This window comes from Pseudanabaena sp. PCC 9330 (genome assembly GCF_055795045.1).
The window spans coordinates 12,659-29,092 of record NZ_JAYFES010000070.1 but is presented as its reverse complement, the minus strand read 5'-3'; the positions used below and the strand labels follow the sequence as shown (position 1 = coordinate 29,092).

Below are 16,434 nucleotides of genomic sequence, written 5' to 3'. Positions count from 1 at the left end.
TGAGTCTTTCAAAGATGTCGATCCAGCGCCTAGGTGTCCGAGATTGTATTTAAAAAGTATTCTGCAATCGCAATTGGGTTGTAGTGCTTCAGTGCCCAGTTTCTGCCCTCAATAGATATATTTTTCAGGATTTCTGGTTCATCAGCGATACGCTCTATGTCAGCTTGAATATTATCTAAGTCAATACCGACATAGTGTTTCCAATTTTGAGGCATGACAGGTAGACAAAACCCATATTTGTCAAAGTCAACGTGGAATGTAACACATCCTGCGGCTAGAGACTCCCACAAACGCCAGCTATCCCACTGAATGATGCGGGATGTGCGAAGGTTGAGCCGAGTAATCAATCGTCTTAGGTTTTTGCTGAGAGATATTGACTGATTGCTGGGCCAGGGAGAAATAAAGAAGCCACCAAAGCAGGCAGAGGCTAATGTGTGAGTAAGCCGCTGATAATAACCAGGAAAATGCCGACCGCTAGTTTGAACACAGTGCATTAGATCATCAGGGCTGAGAGGGCAGGAAGGTAAATCAAAATCATCACTAGAGGGATTAATTGGCTTGTCAAGAGTACTATTTATTGGCAAAATAGTTTTTACATCATCAACAAAATTTTTCTCGACAAATTTTCGCAGGGTGTGAGGGTGCTGGGTATGCCTGAAGTTTATTAGCATCTCTTTCTTTCTGCTATCAAAGTCAGGAATAGAATTTAGTGATTGCAATATCCGGCTTGACAAGCCAAACATCCACGGCCTAACGTTTTTGGGATACCAGGAAAGCGCATTGACATGGGCTTTGAATATATAGTCAAAGACTCTAAAATCTTCGTGAAAGATATCCTTTCTTGGATCTTCATCTGATAAATCTAGGTAGATGAGTTTGCTTTTTTTGCTGATCTCAGAAATCTCTAAAGGCAAGCTTTCCGTGCACAAAAAAGATACGTGATCAACAACAATAATCGAGCAGTCTTGGGGCGATATACTGGGATCGCAGTTAAATAAATAGCTTTCTTCTTCCCAGGATGTTCGCCAGTAGTTTATGTTGGAATAGAATTTTATGCCCAGTTTTTGTAAGCCTTCGGCTAACACAATAGGAGCATGCTGATAATAGTGGTAAGCCTTAGTGTAACTACCATCTTTTCCAAAATTTGGTGGGTGAAGGAAGAAAAAAACTTTTTCGTCTATGCAATAGGACATGAGTTCAGGTAGTATAAAAACAAAATAGCAAAAGTATTGTTTTGTTGGTCAAGCAGTTAAGCTGATTGCTTGCTCTCGATCGCCTGTGCATACAACTGATGTAATTCATCCATATGTTGTTGAAGTGTGAAATCGTGCAAAGCCATGCTTCTGCCATTGTTTCCTAATTTTTTGGCTAACTCCCAGTCTAAGGCTAGCGTATCTATGGCTTGGCCTAATTCTGTCAGATTACCAGGCTCTACCAGCAAACCATTTACACCATGTTTGACAACTTCAGGCATACCCCCCACACGACTCATAATGACGGCCCGAGAATGAGCCATTGCCTCAAAGGCTACTGTTCCACCTGGTTCATGCCAAAGAGAGGGAAAGATAAGAGCTCTAGATTTTTGGATTAATTCTGAAACAGCTGATGGTTTTATCCAGCCATGAAAGGTCAGGCGATCATCAATATTGAGTTCCTTTGAAAGATCCATAAGTTCATTTATTTGATCACCTTCTCCCGCAATATCGAGATGGCAATCAGAAGTCACCTCTGCCAGCGAACGAATCAGCCATCCTAAACCCTTATGAGGTACTATTCGACCTAAAAAAACAAACCTTGCTCGATCTCTAGGTGAAGGCTTAATTTCTTGTCGCTCCTGGGGGGAAAACAAATGTAGAACATGTATAGAGTCAGCCTTGAAGCCCGACCTTACCATCTGATCTTTCAAAAACTGGCTAACCGTAATGACAGGGATATGTGCTAAAAACTCCTTTTCATGCCAGGTAGTTTGAAAACTTGCCTTGAGCTTTTGAGGGCGCACACTGCCGCAGCGATCAACAAAATGCCCCCACAAACATCCGTGCAGGCTGTAGGGGCGATCGCAGGGACACCCTTGCCGTTTGAGGTAGCGGCCACCGCTCGGGCAGTAGGGAGTATGCTCGTGCAGCGTAAGTATTGTGGGCAATTGCCTAGGCGGAACCTGCCAAATGGATCGGTGCAGATGTAGCAGGTCAACATTGAGGGCGATCGCCTGCCGAAACAAATCCTCATCGTTACACACCACTATCGGTGGCTCAAACCCCTCTGGAGGCGTAGAAAGCTCCCTAGAAAAGTGGTAGACCTGGTTTCCTGCATCGCGCTGGGCTTGGCTGATGCGGTAGATATAGGTGGCTAATCCTCCCCTAGCCCAGATGTCGTGTTCGTAGTGGGCAATGATCACGTTGCACCTCCTACGGGTAACAGGTGGAGACAAGTTTCAATCCGCTCAAATATGGCTTCCCAACTGCCCGTCGGCACTACGTAGCCGTTTGCTCCTTCTTGAACGTACTCTTTCATGCCAGTATCTTCGGTCACAATGACAGGTACCCCGCAGGCCAGGGCCTCGGCTGGGGCGTAGCCAAAGCCATCTTCGTAGGTGGGGTGCACACAGACATTGGCCTGGTGCAAATGCGGTAGCGGGTCGCCCGGCACGACCTGAATGCGAGGGTCTTTGGCCATCCACCGCTGAAGATAGCGGCGCATGCCCCGTGTTGCCCAACCACCTACTAAAACTAATTCAGCATTTTTATCCGCGATCCGGGAAAATGCCTCTAGCAAAACTGGAATGCCTTTCATTACGGTGAGGCTGCCCACGTAGACAATGCGAAACTTGCCATCGTCGGAGCGGATTTCTGGTGGCTGAAAACGAGGATGCACCTTAAGTTCAATGCGGCGTAGTTTCTCAGCGGGTATGCCCTCAGCTAGCATGGTCTGACGACTATATTCAGAGGCGACGTAGATAACATCGGCCATGGAATACTCTTGCAGGGTTTTGCGGCGCTGGGCTTCGTTAAGCCAGCTAGTTTCAAGGCCAAACCACTGAAGGGCTTTTTGGTGTTGAACGGCTACGTTGTTGACATGGCTATTGGCGGCTTGTAGCCGCAGAGATTGGTAGCCAAGTTTTTGGGCTCTGCTAAAGCTATGCAGGGCTTGCCCAACAAACCCTTCAAAGATCTGGGCGGCCGGTAGCTGCTTGGCAACTGCCCGGTCAAAACTATCAATATCCCAATAGTTGAGCCACCCAGGGCTATAGCGGTAGGGAGTATAAGGCAGTAGTTTGGGTAACATTGGATCGACAGCATAGCCGTTAGGTGTACTGGGTGCGGGCTGCGAGCAATAGTACTGACATGTGTGACCTGCCTCAACATTAGCAACAAGAATTTGGGCTAAGTGTTGCCCTAGGCCACCGGCACCATAGGATGCACTGCACGAAAAAATGTGCTGGGACTGTTGATTTGTCATGGGAATAAAGTTGCCAAAGCTATCTAATGTAATGCAGAATTTAGAGGGTATAAAGAACTGGTTGACTGACAAAACTCTTGGAACTCTCATTCTGCTGTAGGTTGGATTACGCTATCGCTAACCCAAAGAAACCGTTACTGGTGTTGGGTTTCGTTACCTCAACCCAACCTATGAGGAAAACTTTTATCAGCCAATTATTATAAAGAGAGCAAATTAGCCAGAAGTAATTTAGTTTACGTCAAAATATATGTGCCTATCGACTAACCCAAGATAGCCTTTTAGAGATTGTCAAGCTTAGAGAATAAATACTTTGATGTATTATGCTTACCGGATTTAATAGGTGAAAATAAATTTAAATTGGTGTTGTCTAAAGTTTGCCCAAAAGTAAAAACTTTGAAAGCTGTCTCCATGCCCAAATATTCCTAAAATCTACTTGCAAAGCATCTAATATAAGTTTACGCGCTACTTCATAATTAGGTGGGGTTTTTAAATCTAGATGGCGCGCTTGCAGAACTTTCCAGCAAGATTGTTCTCTGCGAATTAATTGAGCATAGGGGTGAGCAGGAAACTCAGTCAAAATTCTAGACAGAGCGTTATCTGTTTGCAACAATACTTCCTTAATTTTAGCTTGACTATTCTGACCTGGATGCTGAGACATAACAAAATCTTGAGTATCAACATAAAGACCATTTCCTGTTGACTGAAGTGCTAGATAAATACCTAAAGAAAAATCAACAACCATATAATCACGCTTTGCTTTCTCCCAGACTGCCTGCACGGCTGTACGTCGATACATGGAAGCACCAATAAACCAATTTCGTTGCAAAATGCACTTTAATAAGTCTTTCGATAAAAGTTCCGTTTGATCAGTCAAGTCTATATTTGACTTGCTGACTAGTTGGTCATCTAAATCTCGAACTTCGTAGCTAGAAAAAACGACATTAAGCTTTGAATTAGATATTAAATGAGCAATACGATTACTTAGGAAATCGGTTTTATAGTAATCATCATCCATTAAAAAAGTGATGAATTCTCCCTGGGCAAGCTCTAAGCCTTTTCCCCAATTTTCGGCGACCCCAACATTGTGAGATTGTCGAAAATAACGCACTCTATGATCTTGAATAGAACGAACAACCTCTTCAGTGTCATCTGAAGAAAAGTCATCAACAATAATTAACTCAAAATCTTGAAATGACTGGGAAAGAACACTATCAATAGAGCGAATTAGCCCCCAGGAACGATTATAGGTTGGAATCACAACGCTAACATTAGTCATACAATTTTGTTTTTGAGATGAGTTTGTAAAGTAATAAGAATGCAAGAAATTTTACAGGGCAAAAAATATAACCAGCATCATGTTTGAAGTTGTGCTGTAAATATTTTTTTAATGTGCCTTTTCCAATGAATAATTCTTCGTAAAAGTAAATAATGGGCCTTCTGTAAACTACTGAGCTCTGTTACACAACCCAGGTGTGGATGGCACGCTAAAATATTTTCCCATTCACTATTAATTTTTTGATTTGCATCAGTCTGCTCATTCTTTGCACGGCTAGCAATAATCCAAGCAGAATAGGCATCTAGTTTCATCGATTCTAGCAAGTTCTTCGGAAACAATTGGTTAGAGTTAAACGCTCGTAACTTCTCATATACCGGAGCAAATAAGAAGTTATATTTAAGCACAACAAAATCTAGCCGCATCCGATATTCGCGCCTAGTATAATTGCTATTTGTTGTTGCTCCGGAGTGGACTCGAAAAGTTGCTAGAGCTTCCGGAATATAAATGATTCCTACGTTGCTAGCAATGCGCGCCCACATTTCAAAATCACAGATTTGAACCAGATAAGGATTGAAGAGTCCAAACTGTTCAAATGCGCTCTTTCGAGTCATAACGACAGTCGGTTCTCCGATAAAGTTAATACCAAAACTTCTAAATGCTGCTTTGCAAAAATCGTCAGCTAATATTTTTGTTTTGAAGGGAATGTACTGTTTTTCAGGCAATGCAAGGTCTAAATATATTTTTTTAGTTGATTCTGGTATACCTTCTTCAAAAATAAAGTCGCGACGGGAAAAAATGATAGCCGTATCTGGTTTAACTGCGGCCAGCATTTTTTCTAAGCAGGTGGGAGCAATCAAGTCGTCTTGAAAAACAAATTTTATCCACTCCCCTTTAGCCAGATCGATGCATCGGTTCCAGTTGCCAACAAGGCCCAGATTTTGAGGATTTTTGAATAGTTTAATCCGAGAATCTTTAGATATATACTCTTCGACAATTGCAGTAGTGCCATCTGTAGACTGGTCATCAACGACAATAACTTCAAAGTCTGTGAAGCTCTGCTGAAGAATGCTATCTAGGCATTCTCTAAGATACTTTTCCCCATTATATGTTGGGACACAAACACTGATTAAGGATGGCATGATAATCACTTGAGTTAAGTCACTTTAAAAATTGATATATGATTGCAGTTGGATACTAGTCAAAAGATAAAATTAATGATTTCAACTATCTCCAGCCACAACTATTTAAGCTTGCAAGACTTTCACTAAAAGATCAGTCACTTCATAGACTCTTTTTTTTGCTATCACAGCTCGATCGCTAAAATATGTTGGCTCAAAATCACTCAACATATTAAGTTTTTCGTCAATCTCCGACCAAAACTTAAGTTTTAGATCCAATGTCAAATCTACAATACTCAAAAAACCCTCGGCTTTATCTACTTGAATTGGAGCAAATAAGTGAGGAATTCCAAAGGAAAATGCAGTTACATTGCCATGTAAACTGGTTCCCAGAAATGTATTGCTGGCAGCGATTACAGAAATTACATCAAAAATTGAATAGATGTCAATGTACTTTAGCTTTCCCCCCGACTTTCTAGACAGTTCCTTCAAATATTGATCATCTGCATGGCATCGTCCAATAGGTAGTAAAATAATCTCACATCCAGTTCTCGCCTGATACATTTCGAACTGTTTTAGTACTTCTATCTGAGATTCTTCAGGCTGAGGATTACTTTGAAAGCAAACGATAGGTTGATCGATATTGACTTCAAATCGTTTCAAGATTTCACGTCCTTTATTTTTCTCTGAGGTGTAATCAAAGAAATCACTGAGAGTAACGATTAAATCAGGGGCCATATAGATCTTCTGATTTACACCAGCATTAATCAGTTTTTCTTGAGATTGTTGATCGCGAACATAAATAAAATCTGCCATTTCAAATGACTGAACGATCTGATCTTTAACATCTTCATTGAACTCAAATGGCACTCCACAAGAGCAGTAGGCAATGCAATCAATATTCTCCACATTCCTGGAATCGAGAATAAAAGGTCCCGCAGCGGAGTAGTTCATGTGTTGGGATTGAAATTTTCTAACAAAAATCTCCATTTCACTACTTTTCAGGATTAGCTTTTCTAGTTGCTGGAGAAGAGTTTTCTGTTCTTTAAATTTATTTGCGCTGTAATAGTGAGAAGCCATCACATCCCAGTCTGTTCTTAATAAATCTCCACCACCTACAACCAACTTAAGTTTTTCTCGAAACTTTAGGGATTGATCTTTACTAGAAGACAGTAAGCTTTGAATAGACTTTGTAATATATCCAGAGTTTTGCAAAGATACATTGGATAAAAAAGAAAATTTCTGAACTTTAGCAGATACTCCATATGTCCTAAGTATCTTCTCAAACACTACTGGGTAGAGAAGATCGCCATAATTGTCCACATCAAATGTACCAAACTGACCAATCATAATTTACTCACTATTACTGATAAATACACGATTTAAGGATGCGAAATTAATGCATTTAGGTAGGTCTTTGAACAGGGCTCGGATATTGGCTAGAAAGAATCGGCGTAAGCGTTCTAAGTTTTCCTATTTCAAAGCTTCCAGAAAGCTCAAAAATTGTTTTTGCAAACCCATACCAACTCACTTGGCTAGTAGAGGTGAGATGATAAACGCCATGCTTGTCAGCCATAAACTCATATAGGTCTGACACCCCTTGCGAAACAATCTGAGCCGTAGCCTCCGCGATCATCCGACTCCAAGTTGGCGATCCCACTTGGTCATCCACCACCTTTATCTCTTCACGCTCCTGCGCCAGCCTCAGCATAGTTAGCAAAAAGTTTTTGCCGTGCAAACCATATACCCAGCTGGTTCTAAAAATCAGGTAGGCCTCACTAACAGCCGCAATGGCTCGCTCGCCCGCCAGCTTAGTTGACCCATACACACTCTGCGGATTAGTAGAGTCATCTTCTGTATAGGGTCGAGTTTGGTCGCCACTAAACACATAGTCAGTTGAATAGTGCACTAGCCCTGCTCGACAGCGCTTAGCCTCTTCTGCAACAACGCCAGGCGCAACCCCATTGATCGCCATCGCTAAAGCGGGCTCAGATTCTGCCTTATCTACAGCAGTGTAGGCCGCCGCATTGACAACCAAACTAGGTTGCACCTCGCGAATGACAGTACGAATAGTGTCTGGTTGAGCCAAGTCGATTTTGTACGGTTGAGCACTGTGGCGATTGGCAGTAATCACTGTACCAAGAGTCATCAGGGTGCGCTGTAGTTCCCAGCCCACCTGCCCAGTGCTACCGATAAGCAGAATTTTAATCATGCAAACACCTCCGCATCGCCTAAAAACTTACCCGCCTTGTCTTTAGCCGATACTATTGGTTCGCCATCGAGCGGCCAGGCAATGGCTAGAGTAGGGTCATCCCACCGCAAGCTGCGCTCATGGGCTGGGGCATAAAAATCAGTAGCTTTATAAAGCACCTCAGCCACCTCAGACACCACCACAAACCCGTGGGCAAAGCCAGGAGGCACCCACAGCTGCCGTTTGTTGCTGGCGCTTAGCTGCACGCCAACCCACTGACCAAAAAACCTAGAGTGCTTGCGTAAATCGACCGCCACATCAAAAATCTCACCCACCACTGCGCGCACCAATTTGCCTTGGGGCTGCTGAATTTGGTAGTGCAACCCCCTCAGCACATTTTTTGCCGAGCGAGAGTGATTGTCTTGCACAAAGTGCGTGGTAGTGCCTAGCTTCTCTAAAAAAGTCTGCTCGTTATAGCTCTCAAAGAAAAACCCTCGCTCATCCCCAAAGACCTGAGGCTCAAAGATTAATACGTCAGGCAGTTCTGTAGGCAGTACTTTCATCGTCCTTGACCTCCGACCATTTCAGGCATTAACCGAGACGTCATCGTAGTATTCAGATTGTGCTCTAGCAAAATTGCCGGGTCGGTTTCAGCCTTAAGCAACGCCATCAGATATTTGCCATAGCTACTTTTTGCCATGGGCTGAGCCAAGCGATAGAGCTGTTCAGCATCTATGTAACCCTGCTGATAGGCGATCTCTTCGACACAGGCAACCTTAAAGCCCTGGCGATCTTCTAAGGTTTGAATAAAGCTTGAGGCTTGGTGCAAGCCCTCATGGGTGCCAGTATCTAGCCAGGCATAGCCTCGGCCCAACAACTCTACCCTGAGCTGACCACGGTTTAGATATTCTCGGCTCAGGTCAGTAACCTCTAGCTCGCCCCGAGCTGAAGGCTTTAGAGCCGCTGCCAGCGCAGCAACCTGAGCATCGTAGAAATAAATCCCAGGAACCGCATAGTTTGACTTAGGCTGAATGGGTTTTTCTTCTAGGCTAATCGCTCGACCGCTAGCGTCAAACTCAACCACCCCATAATGCTGCGGCTCTGCAACCCGGTAGCCAAAGATTAAAGCCCCTTCCTGAAGCTGCGCCGCTTTAGTTAAAACATCGACAAAACCATGGCCATAAAAGAGATTGTCACCCAGCACCAGGCAAACCGATTCGTCGGCAATAAAGTCTCTACCTAAGATAAAGGCCTGGGCTAGCCCTTCGGGTTTGGGCTGCTCAATATAGCTAAACTCTAGCCCCCACTGACTGCCATCGCCCAGCGCCTGTTGAAACAAAGGCAAATGAGCCGGGGTCGAGATCACTAAAATCTCTCGAATGCCAGCCAGCATCAGCGTAGACAGCGGATAGTAGATCATCGGCTTGTCATAGATGGGCATTAGCTGTTTACTGAGCACCTGAGTCAACGGATAAAGCCGACTACCGGTGCCGCCTGCCAAGATAATTCCTTTCATGGTTGAATCCTTTTATAGTGCTGCGGTGCTTTGATCGGGCTTAGCGTCAGACTGTAACTGGGCGATCGCTGTAGTTTTGCTTAATCCATGTTTGGTATGTGCCTGAACGAACCTGCTCAACCCAGTCAGAGTTTGATAGGTACCACTGCACCGTTTTGAGCAGCCCGCTTTCAAAAGTTTCTTGGGGCTGCCAGCCCAAGTCTCTCTCGATTTTGCTGCAATCAATGGCATAGCGGCGATCGTGCCCAAGGCGATCTTTTACAAACGTGATCAGCGATGAATGCTTGATAGCAGGCTTGGGTGCAAGGTCATCTAAAATTGTACAAATCTGTTCGACAACGATCAAATTAGTCAGCTCATTACGGCCACCGACGTTGTAGGTTTCACCAATGCGACTCTGCAACAATACTTGATATATGGCATCGCAGTGGTCTTCTACATAGAGCCAATCTCGCACATTTTGCCCATCGCCATAGATAGGTAGGGATTTACCCTCCAAGGCATTTAAAATAACTAGAGGAATTAGTTTCTCAGGAAATTGCCGAGGCCCATAGTTATTAGAACAGTTGGTCGTCAGTGTGGGCAAACCATAGGTGTGATGATAAGCCCGAACTAAATGATCAGAACCAGCTTTAGAAGCAGCGTAGGGGCTATTAGGTGCATAGGGCGTATCTTCTCGAAAAGCTGAATCAGTTGGCCCCAGCGACCCATATACCTCATCGGTTGAAACATGCAAAAAGCGGAACAGTTTTTTTTTGTCTGAAGAAAGCTCCTCCCAGTAGGCTCTACTCGTTTCTAAAAGATTAAAAGTACCAACCAAGTTTGTTTGAACAAAATCACCTGGGCTTAAAATCGATCGATCAACATGACTCTCGGCTGCAAAGTTTAAGACTGCATCGGGCTGATATTGTTCCAACACTTTACTGACAACATCATTATCACCAATATCTCCCTTCACAAACTGATAGCCAGAGTCATTTGAAAGCAGAGCTAAGGTTTGGGGATGGCTGGCATAGGTGAGTTTATCTAGATTGATAATATTAGCCCACCCTCGCTGCCGCGCTTTGATAATAAAATTTGAGCCAATAAACCCTGTCCCGCCTGTAACTAGATATGTTGACATATTAACCACCTAAATATTTGAGTAGTACCGTTCAATTTCTAGAGTAAATCCTAGCTTCTAACTCACGCTATTTTGCATTTGGTGGTATTTCCAAAGCTTTCCATGTTGTGACAACAGTTGCTGATAGGTGCCCTGCTCTAGAATTTGACCTTGATCCATCACAATCACCTTGTCAGCATTCGCAATCGTTGATAGTCGATGAGCGATCGCAATGACTGTTTTGCCCACTGCTAGCTTCTCTAACGACTCCTGAATCAGCTTTTCAGACACCGAGTCAAGAGCAGAAGTTGCCTCATCTAAGATCAAAATCTCAGGGTTTCTTAGCAGTGCTCTAGCAATGGCAATGCGCTGTCGCTGCCCACCCGAGAGCCTTACACCCCGGTCTCCTAAAACTGTGTCAAATCCCTCCGGCATCTCTTTGATAAAGTCTTTTGCATTAGCCAGATCTGCTGCTCGCCACACCTCATCATCCGTCGCCTCTGGCAACCCGTAGGCAATGTTGTCGCGCACCGAAGCGTTAAAAATAAACGTGTCTTGGCTGACAATTGCCATACGTCGCCGCACCGCAGCAATGTCATACTCCCGCAAACTAACCCCATCAAATAAAATGTCACCCTGGGTGGGGTCATAAAACCGAGCAATCAAGTCTGCTAGCGTACTTTTACCTGCCCCAGATGCGCCTACCAGAGCCACTGTGGTGCCCTTCTCAATCGCTAGAGTTATATCTCGCAAAATTGGCGTAGCTGGGTCGTAGTCAAAGTCAACGGCCCTAAACTCAATCGCCTGCTGTAACCCATTAAATGGCCTACGCCCATTGGGCAAATAGGGCTTATCGTCTGTACGCACCAGCGTTTGAATATTTTGAATAGATCCTTGAATAGCGCTCAGGGTAGCTGCACACCCATTCAGCTCTTGAATGGCAGGCACCATGCGAAACAGCACAAATAGGTAAGTCAGCAGCGCAGCTACCTCTAAGGTGCCATTGGCCACAAATACCGCCATTCCCACAATAATCATGCCAACTAAAATGGTAGAGCCAAGCGCCTCTGCCAGGGGCCTGACAGCGGCATTGCGCTTGGCTACCGCAATGGCCGTATCGGCATAGTCATCGCTGGCCAGGTAAAACCGCTGTCGCTCAAAGTCTTGGGCCGCAAACGCCTGCACCGTGCGAATGCCGCTGACAAACTCATTAGCCCTCGACGTCAGCCGCCCTCGTGCTCGCGATACTGGAAAACTCGCCTCACGAATGCGCTTATTTAAAGTTGAGAGGCCCGCAATGGTTAAACTAAACAGCAGTATAGCCATCACCGTCAGCGGCCAAGAAAGCCATAGGGCGACCCCAGCGTAGATTAAAACAACCGAGCCTTTAGAGAAAATAAATCCGAAGGTACCTACAGCCACTTGTAGTTGACCAACTTCCGACGTTAGGGTATTAATAATTTCGCCTGTTTTGGCTTGGCTAAAATACTTAAGACTGAGAGCCTGAAGCTGCTCAAAAATCCGTTTATATAGACATGTTACTAAGCTTACTTCAGCCTTCCTCTGGTAGATGGCTGCTAGATAGTTAAATACGGCCCGCACCCACGTTGAGAGCAAAATGAGACCTGAAATGCGGTACAGCCGGGTTAGTTCTGGCTCTTGCACACCAAGTACAACTACATCAAACCACTCAACACCGGTTTGAAAGGGCTCTCCCCCTGGGTTTACCAGATTTTGCATAAAGCCCAGCAAAAAGCCAATGCCAAACCCCTCAAACAATGCCGCTACCAGCGGAAAGATAATTGCTAAAGCCACAACCTGTGGAAAAAATTTTAGCTCTCGCAAAATCAGAGCATTATCTTTCCAGAAATGGGTGGCTTTAAAGATTCTGCGTAGCCAGTTTTTGATGGACAAAATGCAACTCCTCTGATGGTATCTGCTAATTTTAATATTCGCAAAGGATAGATTGAATCAGAACAAAAATCAATTAGAGTAGTCTGTTTTTTGAGATTTTAATCGAGGCTTCAAAATTTGTAAGGTACACCTCACTCAAGGGTAATCTTGAGAATAAAGGGCTTGTGAACATTGTCTAAATAAAGTCTAAATAAACCGATATTTGCCATCTCGTCTTCGGAGGAATGGGTGGATCTCGCAGGGTAGGCTAGCCAACCCTTGCCCCTCCCAGATCGCTGTATATATATAAATCCTGAAACCCTTGCTGACTAGGCTTTTTATACCAAACCCTATCTGTATACCCCCGGTTTGTAGGAGCATTGCAGTGCAATGCTCCCTACGAGGTATTGGTTTTGAATCGGGGCTGTGGGACTCGGGTTTGTATTCCTCATTCTTCTACCCCTGCTCTCGCCTTGACAGCAGGAGCGCTGGAAAGAAAGCCTTATTTGGCCTCCTCCTCGCCTATATTCAGGCGAGGAGGGCTGAGGGGGCGGAGCCCCCCAGGAGGGGATTTGGCACATTAATTATGCAAGTTTCACAAGCCCTTTTCCTATAATGACCAGAGTGACTACGCTTGCTTTCACACCTAATGACATTCTGCCTACAGGGTGTGATCTAACATTCTTAGGGTGGCAGTCGTCAGCTGTTGTAAATCTTTCCACAGTGACCAATGCCCCAGATAGTGCAAATCTTGCAGCGTAACCCGCTGCACCAGCCTGGGGTTAGCTATAGGAAAGTGAGCAAAATTTTGCAGCGTACCTGTAATGCCTGGCAGCGTGTGCAGCCGCGTGCGCATTTTTTGGGGTAGCAGTAGAGTTTCGTAAATAGCCCAGGGGTGAGGCCCCACCAAACTCAGCTCCCCCCGCAGTACGTTGACCAGTAAGGGCAGCTTATCTAAGTGGCTTTGCTTTAGCACCTTACCTAGCGCCGTTAGCACCGGCCTACTATCTGGAGCTTTGATGCCTGACTGGGGTAGCGGTGCTTGCCTGTCGGCAACAGTAGTGCGAAAGTTAAACATCTGAAACAGTCGCCCCCGCTCACCCACCCGCCACTGGGTCACCAAAATAGGGCCACAGTCTTGTAGTTTGATCAACCCGGCAATTAGCACCATGATGGGGCTTAGGGCTAACAGTAGTAGTAGGGCAGCAATGCGATCGCACCCTCGCTTGACCGCCCAGGCCAGCGGCTTTTGCTTAGCCGGCGAGTGAGGGCTAGCCGGAATGCGCAAATACAGCGACTTGTCAGCCTCTTCGCAGGCTCTGGCCCAACAGCTAATCACCTCAGTGCCCAGGGCCGGGTCAATGCACACCACCCTAGCTTTAGACTTGCCCAGACAGGCTTTAAACCACTCGGGGCTAGCCAGGGCTGGCAGCGGCATGTCGCGCCCGCGCACCACAGAGCTGACCCATAGCTGGCTCTGCCGCCAGCGCAGCACGCAGGGCAGATCAGGGTTAATCAAGGGGGGAACAACTGGGGCGATCGCCACCTTCGTGCTAGCTAGAGTTTGGTTGTTAGTAATAGTCATAATCAGTTTCCAAGGGGGTGTGAGAACTTACCAATTAGACGGTAAATTAGTCAGGCTCCAAGCCTCTGTACTCCAAGCCCTAGGCCCGAATGGGGCTTGGGGCATAGGCCGGTGTGGGGTAGTTCCCGTAGCGGGTGGGGCTATCTTTAGCACCGTTAGCAATCATGCCCAGCACCTTGATCGGGGCCAGCAGCGACAGCATCTCGGTCAGCTCTTTTTGGGTAATGCGATCGAGCCGGGTGACCACCACCGTGCCGTCACATACAGAGCCCACCTTGACCGCGTCCGCCATACCCAGCACTGGCGGCGTATCCACCAAAATTACGTCGTAAATCTCCCGACTTTTAGCAATCAGCTTGCTAAACCGAGGCGAGCTTAGCAGCGGTATGGGGTCATCGGGCACCGGGCCAGCAGGCAGCACATCTAGATGGGTATAGCCCAGATCGAGCCGGTGGGGCCGACTAGCCACAGGTAACCCTTTCAGCAGGGCTGATAGACCGCCTTCGCTGTCTAGACCCAGCTCTGCTTGCAAACCCGATCGCCTTAGGTCGGCATCAATGAGCAGCACCCGCTGGTTCATACGGGTCAGACTTAGCGCCAACCCCAAGGCCGCAGTGGTTTTGCCCTCGCCCGACAGCCCAGAGGTAATGGCAAACACTTTACTGCCCGGCCCGGTAGACCGCAGCTGTAGGTTATTGCTGATCATATCCATGGCTTCGCGAAAGGCGGGGCTAGACACCGTTTGAATCAGCGCCGACTCGGCCAGCTCAGGGTGCAGCATCGGGGCCATCGCGCCGTCGCGCCGGGCCGCACTCAGGTTAAAGCGCCCAGTGCTCTGCTGGGGTAAGATGCCCAGCAGCGGCAGGGGCACCTGGCGCTTCAGGTCGTCAGAGGTGTGCAGCACATTGTCGGTGGCTTCTCGCACAAACACCAGCAGGCCGCCCAAAAAGATACCTGCCACTGCTCCCAGCAGTAGATTTTGAGTTGGGTTGGGGCCAGTTTGGTAGCCCTGACCAGGGGCTTGCACCACCTCCCAGGTAAATCCGCCCCTAGCTAGTTCAGAAACGAGCTGCTCTCGCTGGGTCAGCAGGCGCTCTAGGGTGGCGCGGTCAATTTCTATACCGGGCTGAAGGCGATCGTACTCAGCAATTAAGCCAGGGAATCGACTTAGCTCGCTCTGAAGTTCCTGTTCAATTGCCTCTAGGCTGGCAGCCTTGGCCTCTAACCCCGCCAGCGAGGCATCTAACTCCACTAGCTGCGCCACCAGGGTGCGATCGATATTGCTCAGCTGAATATAAGAGACGATCTCAGGGCTCAGTTCATTGACCGGCTGACGCAGCACCGAGGCCACTTCGCGGCGCAGCAGATCCAGCTCATTTTGCTGCTGCGCTGCCAATACCTGCACCGTGGGGTCTTGGTCAGTAAATAGAATCCGCCGCTCGGCTAGGGCCAGACCTGTTTGCTGCATTGTGGTTACCAGACCCTGAACTCGTTGTGACTCACTTAGGCGAGAGGCTACCAGGCGGTTTTGGGGGCTAATCTGTAGCTGGCTGTCTAAGGCGGCATAGCGGCTTTCAAGCTCAGACAGATCCTTCAGCAGCTGTTGTTTTTCACTGCTTAATTGATTTAACTGGTCGAGCACGACCTGTCCCTGCAGGCCAGGGTCAATCAGGTCTTCACCCCGACGAAACTGCTCCAGAGCACTCTGCGATTCACGCAGGTTTTGCTGGGTGTTTGTCAGTTGATCGTCGATATGCTCTAACCCTCGCTGGAGACGGCTTTGCTGCTGTAAGACGTTGTATTCGGTGTAGATATCTTGCAGGGTTTCGAGCAAGCGCTGGGTTTTGAGAGGGTTATCAGACACAAAGGTGGCCTGAAAGATGCGGGTGTTGATATCATCTTCAGCCAAACGATTGATGGAAAAACTAGCTTTAATAGCCGCCGGGGTTAACTCTGGGTAGCTGTCTTTTAAGCGATTAGAGGCTTCTGCCAAAAACTGGTCGCTGCGCATGAGAGCGAGTTGGGTGGCAAAGTCACCATCGTTGGCTCCAGGCGGTCGCTCTGATGCCGAAAAGTCTGGCACGCGCCAGTCGGTTCTAAAATTAGGCTCTACCAAAAGCTGCATGTTGCTTTGGTATTCGGGTTGCTGCTGCAGGTTGACGTAGACGGCACCGGCCATAGACAGGCCTAGTGCGCCCACAAACCAGGGCCAGCGGCGCAGCAAAATTTGAAACAGCTGGCCGTAGCCAAACTCTTGGTCGGTCGTGGTCGTTAGGGTAGATGTCGATACCATG

General features: G+C 46.8%; 13 protein-coding genes. All 13 read right to left on the bottom strand.

What is annotated here, in order from left to right; translation table 11 throughout:
* Positions 1 to 29 precede the first annotated feature (29 nt).
* The 13 genes from AC0QKW_RS04875 to AC0QKW_RS04815 all read right to left on the bottom strand — a co-directional run bounded on the left by AC0QKW_RS04875 (position 30) and on the right by AC0QKW_RS04815 (position 16,433).
* Positions 30 to 1,193: a glycosyltransferase family 1 protein gene (locus AC0QKW_RS04875; protein ID WP_473149933.1), complete on the bottom strand. Its 1,164-nt coding sequence runs from the start codon at positions 1,191 to 1,193 to the stop codon at positions 30 to 32.
* 56 nt (positions 1,194 to 1,249) lie between these two features.
* Positions 1,250 to 2,398 carry a glycosyltransferase family 4 protein gene (locus AC0QKW_RS04870; RefSeq protein WP_473149932.1) on the bottom strand — a complete coding sequence of 383 codons (1,149 nt, stop codon included), beginning with the start codon at positions 2,396 to 2,398 and terminating at the stop codon, positions 1,250 to 1,252.
* On the bottom strand, positions 2,395 to 3,285 hold the full coding sequence (locus AC0QKW_RS04865) for a glycosyltransferase family 4 protein (RefSeq protein ID WP_473149931.1): 891 nt from the start codon (positions 3,283 to 3,285) through the stop codon (positions 2,395 to 2,397). Before AC0QKW_RS04865 ends, AC0QKW_RS04870 begins: the two co-directional genes overlap by 4 nt.
* A gap of 541 nt (positions 3,286 to 3,826) precedes the next feature.
* Positions 3,827 to 4,735: a glycosyltransferase family 2 protein gene (locus tag AC0QKW_RS04860; RefSeq protein ID WP_473149930.1), complete on the bottom strand. Its 909-nt coding sequence runs from the start codon at positions 4,733 to 4,735 to the stop codon at positions 3,827 to 3,829.
* A gap of 77 nt (positions 4,736 to 4,812) precedes the next feature.
* On the bottom strand, positions 4,813 to 5,874 hold the full coding sequence (locus AC0QKW_RS04855) for a glycosyltransferase family 2 protein (protein WP_473149929.1): 1,062 nt from the start codon (positions 5,872 to 5,874) through the stop codon (positions 4,813 to 4,815).
* Positions 5,875 to 5,979: 105 nt separating this feature from the next.
* A complete protein-coding gene (locus AC0QKW_RS04850) occupies positions 5,980 to 7,203 on the bottom strand; it encodes a polysaccharide pyruvyl transferase family protein (protein WP_473149928.1) in 1,224 nt (407 codons plus the stop codon).
* A gap of 55 nt (positions 7,204 to 7,258) precedes the next feature.
* Positions 7,259 to 8,062 (bottom strand): dTDP-4-dehydrorhamnose reductase, encoded by an 804-nt coding sequence (rfbD, locus tag AC0QKW_RS04845; protein ID WP_473149960.1) that lies wholly within the window; start codon positions 8,060 to 8,062, stop codon positions 7,259 to 7,261.
* The gene (gene rfbC, locus AC0QKW_RS04840) at positions 8,062 to 8,607 is read right to left on the bottom strand and encodes a dTDP-4-dehydrorhamnose 3,5-epimerase (RefSeq protein WP_473149927.1); all 546 of its coding nucleotides are present in this window, start codon (positions 8,605 to 8,607) and stop codon (positions 8,062 to 8,064) included. Before rfbC ends, rfbD begins: the two co-directional genes overlap by 1 nt.
* Entirely contained in the window at positions 8,604 to 9,560 is a 957-nt protein-coding gene (gene rfbA / locus AC0QKW_RS04835; RefSeq protein WP_473149926.1) for a glucose-1-phosphate thymidylyltransferase RfbA, read from the bottom strand. The genes rfbC and rfbA overlap by 4 nt, the downstream gene beginning before the upstream one ends.
* 46 nt (positions 9,561 to 9,606) lie before the next feature.
* Positions 9,607 to 10,683, bottom strand: coding sequence for a dTDP-glucose 4,6-dehydratase (gene rfbB / locus AC0QKW_RS04830; protein ID WP_473149925.1), 1,077 nt, complete (start codon positions 10,681 to 10,683; stop codon positions 9,607 to 9,609).
* Positions 10,684 to 10,740: 57 nt separating this feature from the next.
* Positions 10,741 to 12,576 (bottom strand): heterocyst formation ABC transporter subunit HepA, encoded by a 1,836-nt coding sequence (gene hepA / locus AC0QKW_RS04825; RefSeq protein ID WP_473149924.1) that lies wholly within the window; start codon positions 12,574 to 12,576, stop codon positions 10,741 to 10,743.
* 640 nt (positions 12,577 to 13,216) lie between these two features.
* Positions 13,217 to 14,140 carry a heterocyst development glycosyltransferase HepC gene (gene hepC / locus AC0QKW_RS04820; RefSeq protein ID WP_473149923.1) on the bottom strand — a complete coding sequence of 308 codons (924 nt, stop codon included), beginning with the start codon at positions 14,138 to 14,140 and terminating at the stop codon, positions 13,217 to 13,219.
* A gap of 79 nt (positions 14,141 to 14,219) precedes the next feature.
* Positions 14,220 to 16,433 (bottom strand): GumC family protein, encoded by a 2,214-nt coding sequence (locus AC0QKW_RS04815; protein WP_473149922.1) that lies wholly within the window; start codon positions 16,431 to 16,433, stop codon positions 14,220 to 14,222.
* Position 16,434 lies beyond the last annotated feature (1 nt).